Source organism: Paenibacillus sp. RC73, from assembly GCF_044908085.1.
GTDB classification, from domain to species: Bacteria; Bacillota; Bacilli; order Paenibacillales; family Paenibacillaceae; genus Paenibacillus; species Paenibacillus terrae_A.
The window spans coordinates 333,793-346,227 of record NZ_JBIYCV010000007.1; the positions used below are offsets into that span (position 1 = coordinate 333,793).

The following is a 12,435-nucleotide window of genomic DNA, read 5'->3' on the forward strand; positions in this document are numbered from 1 at the left end:
AGATATACTATAGTGGTTATTTTGTGTGCGTTGATCGTATGAAAACTAAGTGAAGATTTTGTTGGAGGGGAAAGCATAAAATGAAAGCAACTTGGGAGAAAATAGAGAAGAACCTTGGGGTTCTTGAAGTTGAGGTTGACGCGGATCGTGTAGCCGCTGCACTCGACAAAGCTTTTAATAAAGTGGCTAAACAAGTAAGTGTACCAGGATTCCGTAAAGGTAAAGTACCACGTCCTATTTTTGAAAAGCGTTATGGTATTGAAAGCTTGTATCAGGATGCAATTGACTTCCTGCTGCCAGAAGCCTACAGCCAAGCTGTAGAAAAAACGGATATTTTCCCGGTAGACAGCCCTGACGTTGAAATTGATCAATTCGCTAAAGGCGAATCTTTCAAATTCAAAGCCAAGGTTACTGTTAAGCCTGAAGTGACTTTGGGTGAGTACAAAGGTGTAGAAGTGCTTGTAAGCAAACTCGAAGTAACTGACGAAGAGCTGGCTCAAGAGCTGGAGCGTTTGCAACAACGTCATGCCGAGCTGGTTGTCGTTGATGAAGATGCTGCACAATCCGGCGATACGGCTATTATCGACTTCGACGGTTCCGTGGATGGTGTACCATTCGAAGGCGGACAAGCTGAGAAGTATTCTCTGGAGCTGGGCTCCAATACGTTCATTCCTGGCTTTGAAGAGCAAGTGGTCGGTTTGCATACAGGCGATTCCAAGGACGTTGAAGTAACGTTCCCTGAGAACTACCATTCTGCTGATCTCGCTGGCAAACAAGCAGTCTTCAAAGTGAAAGTTCATGAACTGAAACGCAAAGTTCTTCCTGAGCTGGATGATGAATTTGCAAAAGACGTAAGTGAATTTGATACACTGGCTGAATTCAAGGAAGACTTGAAAAAGCAACTGCTGGAGCGTAAGGAAAATGAAGCTAAAACTGCCCGTGAGGGTGCGGTAGTGGAGAAGGTTGCTGAGAACGCAACAATCGACATTCCTGAAGCGATGATCAAAAGTGAAGTGCAAAACATGGTTCGCGATTTTGACAACCGTCTGCGTAGCCAAGGCATGAATCTTGAAATGTTCCTCGGATTCTCCGGCCAAAGCCAGGAAGATCTGGAAGCGCAAATGAAGGTGGATGCTGAGAAGCGTGTACGCAACAATCTTGTGCTGGAGCAAGTGGCTAAAGCGGAAAACATCGAAGTTTCCGAAGCGGAAATTGATGAAGAGCTGAAAAACATGGCTGAAGCTTACAAACGTTCGGTTGAAGAAATTCGCGGTATTCTGGAAGGTAACGGCTCGTTCGCAAACCTGAAAGAAGAAATTTCACTGCGCAAAACGATCGCTTTGTTGTTGGAAAACAGCAAAGAAGTTGAAGCGCCAGCTGAAGCTGCCGAGTAATTCAAACGATAAAATATACGGGGTATGCCGAACAGGTTGCAACGTAGCAATTAGATAGGGATAAGGCACGTAGTGAAAGTTACGTGCCTTATTTTTACCTTGGGAAATCCATATTTTAGTCTTTTATGGAAAATTCTGTGAGTTGCGCTTTATTGTTGTACATAAGTCACTGCTGTACATTTGCACATACATACGAAACATGGTTAAATATGAGAAGGTCTCGGCTAAGCACGTTGTATAACAGCCCGCACTGCATATATGAGCGGATGCAAATATGACACGAGACTCTGAACATGTTAAAATATTTTGTAAGGTGTTCCCGTTTCATGCTTGCCGCTTCCGTTTTAATGGGACTTAAGGAAGTGGATGAATACTGGTGTTCATTTCAATAAAGAAAAGAGGTTGGTCGTGATGAGTCTCGTCCCTATGGTTGTGGAACAAACGAATCGAGGAGAACGATCTTACGATATTTACTCGCGGTTGCTTAAGGATCGCATTATTTTCCTGAGTGGCCCGATTGATGACGATGTCGCCAATCTCGTCATTGCACAGCTATTATTCCTTTCTGCGGAAGATCCGGAGAAGGATATCAATTTGTACATTAACTCGCCGGGCGGTTCTGTAACTGCGGGCATGGGTATATATGATACAATGCAATTCATTAAGCCAGACGTATCGACGATCTGTGTAGGCATGGCTGCAAGTATGGGCTCTTTGCTACTCACAGCGGGTGCGCCAGGCAAGAGATATGCGCTTACCAACAGCGAAGTTATGATCCATCAGCCGTTGGGTGGCATTCAGGGGCAAGCCTCCGATATGCTGATCCATGCGGACTGGATTCTCAAAACGCGTGCCAAGCTGAATCAAATCTATGTCGAGCGTACGGGTCAGCCCCTCGAAAAAATCGAACGTGATACTGACCGGGATTTCTTCATGGAAGCGGAAGAGGCAAAAGCATACGGCATCATTGACCAGGTGCTGTCTAGACCGATTAATCTGTAAAGGGGTGGCTCTATGTTTAAATTTAATGATGAAAAAGGACAACTGAAATGTTCCTTCTGCGGTAAATCTCAGGATCAGGTTCGCAAGCTAGTTGCTGGACCGGGCGTATATATATGTGACGAATGCATCGAGTTGTGCACAGAAATCGTGGAAGAGGAATTGGGTCATGAGGAAGAAGTAGATCTGAAAGACATTCCGAAACCAATGCAAATCCGTGACATTCTGGATCAATATGTAATTGGTCAGGATCAAGCAAAAAAATCGTTGTCCGTAGCGGTATATAACCACTACAAACGTATTAATACGCAGAACAAAATTGATGATGTGGAACTGCAAAAAAGTAACATTTTGATGCTCGGACCTACAGGTTCAGGTAAAACGTTGCTTGCGCAAACCATGGCTAAAATCTTGAACGTTCCTTTTGCCATTGCAGATGCCACTTCCCTTACGGAAGCAGGTTATGTGGGCGAAGACGTTGAAAACATTTTGCTAAAATTGATTCAAGCTGCCGATTATGATGTGGAAAAAGCTGAACGCGGCATTATCTACATCGACGAAATTGATAAAGTAGCCCGCAAATCCGAAAACCCGTCCATTACGCGTGACGTATCGGGTGAAGGTGTGCAGCAGGCTTTGCTTAAAATTTTGGAAGGCACGGTTGCTTCTGTACCTCCACAAGGTGGTCGTAAGCATCCTCATCAAGAGTTCATTCAAATTGATACCACCAACATCCTGTTCATTTGCGGCGGTGCCTTTGACGGTCTGGAGCAAATGATCAAACGTCGTGTTGGCAAGAAAGTCATCGGCTTCAATGCCACTACAGATCAAAAGGATTTGAAACCGGGCGAATATACTTCTATGGTGTTGCCTGAAGATCTTTTGAAATTCGGTCTGATTCCGGAGTTTGTAGGACGTTTGCCAGTTATTTCTACGCTGGAGCCGCTTGATGAGAACACATTGGTTCGTATTTTGTCTGAGCCCAAAAATGCATTAGTCAAGCAGTATCAGAAGATGCTCGAATTGGATAATGTTACTTTGGAGTTTAAGCAAGATGCTCTGGAAGCCATTGCCCGTGAGGCCATCAAGCGTAACACGGGTGCCCGTGGCCTTCGTGCGATCATTGAAGGCATTATGCTGGATGTGATGTATGAGGTTCCTTCCCGTGATGATATCACGACTTGCGTCATCAATGAGCAAGTTGTAAAAGATAAAATCGCACCGGAACTCGGTGGTACAGATAAGGATAAAAAACAAGAAGAGAGCGCCTAAGGATTGATACTTCGCGATCTCTAAAACATGAGAAGCCGGATCTCCACTTCACTAAACCCATATGAGGTTTTATGGGGTGGAGGTTTGGTGTTAATGGGAGAGAAAAGTACATGTTCTTAAGACAAGACACACGTCCCGTTAAAGTCGGGAATCTGACGATTGGCGGCAGCAATGAAGTCATCATCCAAAGCATGTGTACGACCAAAACAGCAGATGTGGAAGCTACTGTCGCTGAAATTCTCCGTTTGGAAGAGGCGGGTTGCCAACTTGTACGGGTCACCGTCAACAATGAGGAAGCTGCCGCAGCCATTAAGGAAATCAAAAAACAGATCCATATTCCGCTCGTAGCGGATATTCACTTTAACCACAAGCTGGCCTTGCTGGCGATTGAAAACGGAATTGACAAGGTTCGTATCAATCCTGGCAACATTGGTCGTCGTGAAAAAGTGGAAGCTGTCGTTAAGGCATGCAAGGAAAAGGGAATTCCGATTCGGATTGGTGTGAATGCCGGGTCATTGGAACAGCATTTGCTGGATAAGTACGGCTATCCTACGCCGGAAGCGATGGTAGAAAGCGCACTGTATCATATCGGTATACTGGAAGAGCTTGATTTTCACGATATTATCGTGTCGCTGAAAGCATCTGATGTACCTATGGCGATTGCTGCTTATACGAAGGCAGCCGAAATCATCAAATATCCGCTACACCTGGGTATTACCGAAGCGGGTACCCTCTTTACCGGAACCGTTAAGAGTTCAGCGGGAATGGGTGCCTTGCTGGCAGCGGGCATTGGCTCGACCATGCGTATTTCGCTGAGTGCCGATCCAGTGGAAGAAGTGAAGGTTGCGCGGGAACTGCTCAAAACCTTTGGGCTGATCACGAATGCTGCGACTTTGATTTCCTGTCCGACTTGTGGACGTCTGGATATTGATCTGTTCTCAATTGCCAACGAAGTCGAAGATTATATTGCAAAACTCAAGGTGCCGATTAAAGTGTCGGTACTGGGTTGTGCGGTGAACGGCCCGGGGGAAGCTAAGGAAGCCGATATCGGTATTGCCGGAGCGCGCGGGGAAGGACTTCTGTTCCGTTACGGAAAAATGATTCGCAAAGTTCCCGAGGCTGACATGGTTGACGAATTGAAAAAAGAAATTGACATCATCGTCAAGGCGTATGAAGAGACGGGTAAAATTCCGGGTCGCGAGGAACGTCATACAGCCGAGAAGGTATAGGTAAAATCGATTCCCATAAAGAGGAATAATCATATTATATTACCATCATTTAAACGCCGTGGAGGGCAGCTCTGCTACAGAACTGTTCTTCGCGGTGTTTTTGTATTTTCTCTCTGATCTTTTGGAAGACTGCCGTTTAGCTATTGGGGAAAAGGAAATACTGTTTTTCATAGACGGCATTTTAGCGGCATTTTTCAAAATGCTGAGATGAGAAACGGAGGAAATACGATGGACTTTACTATGATTTTGTTGTTGGTGCAAATGTTTTTTGGGATTGTCATCGGTCTATATTTCTGGAACCTTTTGCGGAGCCAAAAGACGAACCGCAGCGCAGTGGACCGGGAATCCCGCAAGGAACTGGATAAGCTGCGCAAACTGCGCTCCATTTCATTAACCAAACCGCTGGCTGAACGCACTCGTCCTGCCACATTACAGGATATTGTCGGTCAGAAGGACGGATTGCGAGCGCTCAAGGCAGCGTTATGCAGTGCGAATCCACAGCATGTTATTATTTATGGCCCACCGGGAGTGGGCAAGACGGCTGCTGCGCGTGTGGTGCTGGAAGAGGCTAAGAAAAACCTGTCCTCCCCGTTCAAGGGAGACGCCAAATTTACGGAGATTGATGCGACGACTGCCCGTTTTGACGAGCGGGGTATTGCAGACCCGTTAATTGGTTCGGTGCATGATCCGATTTATCAAGGTGCTGGAGCAATGGGAGTGGCGGGTATTCCACAGCCCAAGCCCGGAGCTGTAACGAAGGCGCATGGCGGCATGCTGTTCATTGATGAAATTGGCGAGCTGCATCCCACACAGATGAATAAGCTGTTGAAAGTATTGGAGGACCGAAAAGTATTTCTGGAGAGCGCGTACTACAACTCGGAGGATTCGAATACTCCTGCTTATATCCATGATATTTTCCAAAATGGTTTGCCTGCCGATTTCCGTTTGGTAGGTGCGACGACCCGTTCGCCGCACGAGCTGCCGCCTGCCATTCGTTCCCGCTGCATGGAAATTTATTTTCGTGCCCTTCAGCCGCAGGAAATTGCCCGTATTGCTGAGGATGCCGTCCACAAGCTGGGCTTTGGTCCTTGCCCGGAGGCGGTTGAAGTTGTACAGCGCTACGCCACAAATGGCCGGGAAGCCGTCAATATGATTCAGCTTGCTGCCGGATTGGCACTTACGGAGAAACGGGAACGTCTAAACGCCTCGGATGTGGAATGGGTAGCAGGCAGCAGCCAAATTCAACCGCGTCCTGACCGGAAAATACCGGGTCTGCCACAAATCGGATTTGTTAACGGTTTGGCCGTATATGGCCCGAATATGGGCATGCTGCTGGAGATTGAGGTTACAGCAGTTCCGGTTCCTGCGGGAAAGGGAACCTATAATATTACGGGTGTGGTGGATGAGGAAGAGATTGGCGGCGGCTCCCGCACGCTGCGGCGTAAAAGTATGGCCAAAGGCTCTGTAGAAAATGTATTGACCGTTTTGCGTACGCTCGGATTGTCCCCGTCAAATTACGATTTGCATATTAATTTCCCCGGAGGAACACCAGTAGATGGCCCGTCGGCAGGTATTGCAATGGCAACGGCTATTGCTTCCGCAATGCGGGGAATTCCGGTGGATCACGAAATTGCGATGACCGGAGAGGTCAGCATTCACGGTCGTGTCAAACCGATTGGCGGCGTATTAGCGAAGGTTGAGGCTGCTTTTCAGGCAGGAGCTAAAAAGGTGATCATTCCTCAGGACAACTGGCAGTCTCTTTTTGACAGTATTGAAGGCTTGAAAGTCATTCCGGTGCAGTCGGTTACGGAAGTATTCCGGCACGTATTTGGAGAAGAATTGACGTCAGATTTACCTGTGCACACACCAATTGAGACTTTTCGCCCATCCCAATCTTCCCTGTTGCAGGCCGATGGGACGCATAACGGGACGATATCGGACACAGGATCTTGCTAATGAACTACCCTTTCATTGGTTTTTTCATAAAACATTTGATAAAATATGAAAGATAACAACGTGAAGGATTGTAAAATCCGGAACCTGAGAATCACTGGAGGTGCGAAAGCGATGGGACCCAACAAGACAAAAGGTCGTCGTTTTCCTTTGCTGCCTTTAAGAGGACTTCTCGTCTACCCGAGCATGGTGCTGCATCTCGATGTGGGCCGGGAAAAATCGGTCAAGGCTTTGGAAAAAGCGATGGTTGAAGATAATTTGATTCTCCTGTGTTCTCAATCAGAAGTAAATATTGAAGAACCCGCACAAGAGGATATTTTTAGAGTCGGCACGGTAGCCAAAGTGCGCCAGATGCTCAAGCTTCCCAATGGAACGATTCGGGTGCTGGTGGAAGGGCTGGAACGTGCCGAGATTATTCAATATACGGACAATGAGGAATATTACGAGGTACTGGCAAAGGAGCTGCATGAGGCAGAAAACGTGCATCCCGAGACGGATGCGCTCATGCGTACTGTTTTGACCCAGTTCGAGCATTATATCAACTTGTCCAAAAAGGTAACTCCCGAAACTCTCGCTGCGGTATCCGACATTGAGGAGCCCGGACGGCTGGCTGACGTGATTACAAGCCATCTAACGCTCAAAATCAAGGAGAAGCAGGATATACTGGAGACGATCGACGTAACTCAACGTCTGGAGAAGCTTCTGGATATTTTGAATAACGAGCGTGAGGTACTGGAGCTGGAACGTAAAATTAACCAGCGCGTGAAGAAACAGATGGAGAAAACGCAGAAGGAGTATTACCTGCGTGAGCAAATGAAGGCGATCCAGAAGGAGCTTGGCGAGAAGGAAGGTCGCGCGGGAGAAGTAGAAGAACTGCGCAATCAGCTAAGTGAACTGGAACTGCCCGCTCCTGTGAAGGAGAAGGTTGAGAAGGAAATCGACCGTCTGGAGAAAATGCCTGCAAGCTCTGCCGAGGGCGGGGTTATCCGTAATTATGTCGATTGGCTGTTAAGCTTGCCATGGAACAAGTTCACGGATGATGATCTGGATATCGTCAAGGCTGAAGAGGTACTGAATGATGACCACTATGGACTGGATAAGCCGAAGGAGCGGGTGCTGGAGTATCTGGCTGTACGCAAACTGGTGAAGACCATTAAGGGTCCGATTCTGTGTCTCGTAGGGCCACCGGGGGTCGGCAAGACCTCGCTGGCTCGTTCCATCGCCAAGTCCATGGGGAGGGAATTTGTCCGCATCTCGCTCGGGGGCGTGCGGGATGAAGCGGAAATTCGTGGTCATCGCCGCACTTATGTGGGCGCGATGCCAGGGCGTATCATTCAGGGGATGAAGACGGCAGGAACGTCTAATCCAGTCTTTTTGCTGGATGAGATTGATAAAATGGCTTCTGATTTTCGAGGTGACCCTTCGGCGGCGTTGCTGGAGGTGCTTGATCCCGAACAGAACAATACGTTCAGTGACCATTTTGTCGAGCTGCCCTTCGATTTGTCCAATGTGATGTTCGTGACGACAGCCAATGCTGCGCACAACATTCCGCGTCCGCTGATGGACCGGATGGAGACATTGTACATTCCGGGTTACACCGAGCTGGAAAAGCTCGAAATCGCCAATCGTTATCTACTGCCCAAGCAGAAGAGAGAGCATGGTTTGGAAGAGGAGCAACTGGACATCGGGGAGGATACGCTGCTGCGTGTCATCCGCGAATATACCCGTGAATCCGGCGTGCGGAATCTCGAACAGCAAATGGCTTCTCTGTGCCGCAAGGCTGCGAAGTCAGTGGTATCCGGCGGAGAAGGCCCGATTCGAATTACACCGGATAATCTGAAGGATTATTTAGGCGTCGCCAAATTCCGTTACGGTGTAGCGGAGCTGGAAGACCAGATTGGTATGGTTACAGGCTTGGCGTGGACAGAGGTCGGCGGTGAAACGCTGATGATTGAAGTGACGGTCGTGCCCGGCAGCGGTAAGCTGATTCTTACAGGTAAGCTGGGAGACGTTATGAAAGAATCCGCGCAGGCAGCATTTAGCTATACTCGCTCCAAAGCGGTTGAGCTGGGCATTGCTACGGACTTTTATGAGAAAAATGATATTCATATCCACATTCCGGAGGGAGCGATTCCGAAGGATGGGCCATCGGCGGGGATTACCATTGCTACAGCGTTGATTTCAGCGCTGACCAACCGTCATGTATCCAAGGATGTGGCTATGACGGGTGAAATTACCCTGCGCGGCCGCGTATTGCCTATTGGCGGATTGAAAGAGAAGTCGCTGGCAGCCCACCGGGCAGGCTACAAAAAAATTCTGCTTCCCAAGGATAATGAACGGGATCTAAAAGATATTCCCGACAGTATTAGGCAGGATGTTGAATTTGTTCCCGTTGCCCATATGGATCAGGTGCTAGAGCATGCTTTGGTTGAGCAGGCAAGGGTACATTAGAGAGGAATTAAGGACACAATGAAAGTAACAAAAGCAGAATTTATTATTAGCGCGGTTGGCCCCGATCAGTTCCCTGTGGACGCTTTGCCAGAGATTGCTCTGGCGGGGCGTTCCAATGTAGGGAAGTCGTCACTGATTAATCGGTTGATTAGCCGTAAAAACTTGGCGCGCACCAGTTCTACGCCGGGGAAAACACAGCAGCTCAATTATTACCGGATTAATGATGATCTCTATTTCGTCGATTTTCCGGGTTACGGCTACGCAAAGGTATCCAAAACGTCCCGTAAAGCCTGGGGACAAATGATTGAGTCGTATTTGCTGGAACGGGAGCCGCTCAAGCTGGTGCTTCAAATGGTCGATTTGCGTCATCCACCGTCTAAGGATGATATCATGATGTATGACTGGTTACGCCATAACGGACTCCCGGTATGCGTTGTAGGCACGAAGGCAGATAAAATCCCCAAAACACGGCGGGAGAAGCATTATAAAGTAATCAAGCAGGAACTCGGAATACTTCCTGGGGGTTTGTTTATCCCCTTTTCATCTGAAGAAGGCATGGGTAAGGATGAGCTATGGTCGGTCATCTCCAGCTATATTGAGAACGACGAAGACGAGGAACAACCGGAAATCTAAGAAGAAGGACGTCCATGGAGGGCGCTCTATCGGAAAAGATATATGCGAAGAATAACCATGGATTTATTCCATGGTTATTTGTTTTAAGACTGGTTCAAACTATATCAAACGATAGAGAATATTTTGGATGTTGGAGTTTGCCATCCAATTTTCATAAACAATTCATAAAACAGCCGGAGGAGATTCGGACTTCTGTGATATAATTAACATAGTTTATGATAACAGTGGTTATTCTTATTACAGTTTAGGCAGGTGAACTTGCAATGCACATCGTCGCTGTTGGGTTGAATTATCGTACGGCGCCTGTGGAAGTCAGAGAGCGTTTTACATTTGCGGAACAAGATTTACCAAAAGCGCTGGAACAACTCAAACTCACCAAAAGTGTGTTGGAGGGCGTAATTGTCGCAACCTGCAATCGGACTGAAATATATGTCGTGGTGGACCGCCTTCACATGTGCGGTTATTTCATACGCAGTTTTATGGAGCAATGGTTCGGTATTCCCCGCGATCAATTTACACAGCATCTATATATATATGAGGACGAGCAGGCCATTCGGCATTTGTTCCGTGTGACTTGTGGCCTGGATTCTATGGTGATCGGAGAAACACAAATTTTGGGACAGGTGAAGAACGCTTTTCTTCAGGCTCAATCCCAGAAAATTACGGCAACGTGGTTTAATATGCTGTTTAAGCAGGCCGTCACATTGGGCAAGCGTGCCCATTCGGAGACGTCCATTGGAGAAAGCGCCGTATCCGTCAGCTATGCAGCAGTTGAGCTTGGCAAACGGATTTTCGGGATGTTTACCGATAAGAAGGTACTGATTCTTGGTGCGGGTAAAATGAGCGAGCTTACCGTTAAGCATTTGTACAGCGGGGGAGCAGCCGAGGTCATTGTGGCGAACCGGACTTTATCCAGAGCGGAAGATTTGGCTTCCAAGTTTCACGGAACGCCGGTCACGATGGAGGAAGGTATGAATCGGTTGGCGGATGTGGACATTGTCATTAGCTCGACAGGTGCACAAGGATATATTCTGGATCGGGAGCGGGTTGAAGCCAGTATGAAACGCCGTCGGTCCCGGCCTTTGTTTATGATTGATATCGCGGTTCCACGCGATTTGGACCCGGCTATTGGCGAATTGCAGAATGTTTTTCTTTACGATATTGATGATCTGGAAGGCATCGTGGAGAGTAATTTGGAAATGCGTCGTACAGAGGCTGCCAAAATTGAGCATATGATCGAAGGGGAACTTGGCGAGTTTTATCAATGGTTAAAAACGATGGGAGTGCGTCCGGTGATTCGTGCTTTACAGGAAAAAGCAGAGTCCGTGCATCAGGATACGCTCGAAAGCTTGTTCAACAAGCTTCCCGAGTTGGATGAACGACAACGCAAAGTGATTAGCCGTTTGACGAAAAGCATGCTGAACCAGATGATGCATGATCCGATCAATTCGGTGAAGGAACTGGCTGTCCAAAAGCAGGGGAATGAGGCGCTTGAACTGTTTAGCCACATTTTTGCTCTGGAGGATCGTTTGGAGGACGCCGCTCAGAAAGTAGATAAAAGCGATGCATCCGCGTTAATGAAACCGGAGGCCGGTATTCATGAAAAATCCGGTCAGGCCCAATCCTCGCCAGCGTCGTTTGCGCCGGCTGGCCTGTAAAGGCGGGTGAGTGGACGTGGCTTTAAGCACGCTTATATATGATTCGATGATTTATGTTTTTGCCCTGAGCCTTCTGTTTGTATTCTCGGATGGCATTCGCCGTAATGCGAGTGCCAAACGGACAGGTACAGGGCTTCTTGCTGTCGTTCTTGTGCTCCAGCTTATATATATGGGAATGAGAACCTGGAACGAAGGACATCTTCCTATTTTCGTGACCTACGATTTTTTATTTCTGTTTTCATTTATTTTGGTCCTGATTTCTTTAATGCTGTCACGCTATCAGCGGTCGGAATTTGCGGTATTGCTGCTTAATATTATTAGTTTTGCAGTTCTTGTGCTCAATAATATATGGATGGAGCCCACCAACAGTCCGCTTGGAAGTTGGCATACGGTATATGGGCTGCTTCTCATCCATATCGCTTTGGCCAATCTTGGCTTTGTAGCCATGACAGTAGCGGCTGTATTTTCGGGGCTTTATCTGTTTTTGCATCGTAAATTGAAAGTCAAGAAATGGAGTGATACGATCCGGCGTCTGCCAAGTCTGGAAATGATGGATCGGTATACCCATATGGCGCTGTTGATTGGTACTCCTTTGCTTGGGGTCTCCATTGTAGTTGCCGTCATTTCTATTATTGCTGAAGAACGCTGGCGTCTGCTACTGGATACTAAAGTATTGATGACAGCGATAGCCCTGTGCGTGTATATTGTATTTTTAGTGAGCAAAAGATTCAATCAGAAGTCGGGCCTCGTGATGGCAAAATGGGCATTGGTGGGCTACACGCTATTGATTCTCAACTTTTTGCTGAATTCCTGGTCTGTATTTCATCAGTGGACGGGAGAGTGAAT

General features: G+C 47.5%; 9 protein-coding genes. All 9 read left to right on the forward strand.

Going from position 1 to position 12,435, the window contains the following annotated elements; all coding sequences use genetic code 11:
* The first annotated feature begins 80 nt into the window (after positions 1-80).
* The 9 genes from tig (at position 81) to ccsA (ending at position 12,433) form a co-directional block, all read left to right on the forward strand.
* Positions 81-1,394 carry a trigger factor gene (gene tig, locus ABH897_RS18860; protein WP_404592550.1) on the forward strand — a complete coding sequence of 438 codons (1,314 nt, stop codon included), beginning with the start codon at positions 81-83 and terminating at the stop codon, positions 1,392-1,394.
* A 411-nt stretch (positions 1,395-1,805) separates the two neighbouring features.
* The gene (gene clpP / locus ABH897_RS18865) at positions 1,806-2,396 is read left to right on the forward strand and encodes an ATP-dependent Clp endopeptidase proteolytic subunit ClpP (RefSeq protein WP_044645652.1); all 591 of its coding nucleotides are present in this window, start codon (positions 1,806-1,808) and stop codon (positions 2,394-2,396) included.
* 12 nt (positions 2,397-2,408) lie between these two features.
* Positions 2,409-3,665, forward strand: a complete 1,257-nt coding sequence (gene clpX, locus ABH897_RS18870; protein WP_025684004.1) for an ATP-dependent protease ATP-binding subunit ClpX — start codon at positions 2,409-2,411, stop codon at positions 3,663-3,665.
* Positions 3,666-3,775: 110 nt separating this feature from the next.
* The gene (gene ispG / locus ABH897_RS18875) at positions 3,776-4,894 is read left to right on the forward strand and encodes a flavodoxin-dependent (E)-4-hydroxy-3-methylbut-2-enyl-diphosphate synthase (RefSeq protein ID WP_283653015.1); all 1,119 of its coding nucleotides are present in this window, start codon (positions 3,776-3,778) and stop codon (positions 4,892-4,894) included.
* 228 nt (positions 4,895-5,122) lie between these two features.
* Complete coding sequence (lonB, locus tag ABH897_RS18880; protein WP_283653014.1) at positions 5,123-6,850, forward strand: ATP-dependent protease LonB; 1,728 nt, start codon at positions 5,123-5,125, stop codon at positions 6,848-6,850.
* A gap of 111 nt (positions 6,851-6,961) precedes the next feature.
* Complete coding sequence (gene lon, locus ABH897_RS18885; protein WP_404592551.1) at positions 6,962-9,298, forward strand: endopeptidase La; 2,337 nt, start codon at positions 6,962-6,964, stop codon at positions 9,296-9,298.
* Positions 9,299-9,316: 18 nt separating this feature from the next.
* Positions 9,317-9,931, forward strand: coding sequence for a ribosome biogenesis GTP-binding protein YihA/YsxC (gene yihA / locus ABH897_RS18890; RefSeq protein WP_044645655.1), 615 nt, complete (start codon positions 9,317-9,319; stop codon positions 9,929-9,931).
* 263 nt (positions 9,932-10,194) lie between these two features.
* A complete protein-coding gene (gene hemA / locus ABH897_RS18895) occupies positions 10,195-11,589 on the forward strand; it encodes a glutamyl-tRNA reductase (RefSeq protein WP_404592552.1) in 1,395 nt (464 codons plus the stop codon).
* A gap of 16 nt (positions 11,590-11,605) precedes the next feature.
* A complete protein-coding gene (ccsA, locus tag ABH897_RS18900) occupies positions 11,606-12,433 on the forward strand; it encodes a cytochrome c biogenesis protein CcsA (protein WP_404519653.1) in 828 nt (275 codons plus the stop codon).
* Positions 12,434-12,435 lie beyond the last annotated feature (2 nt).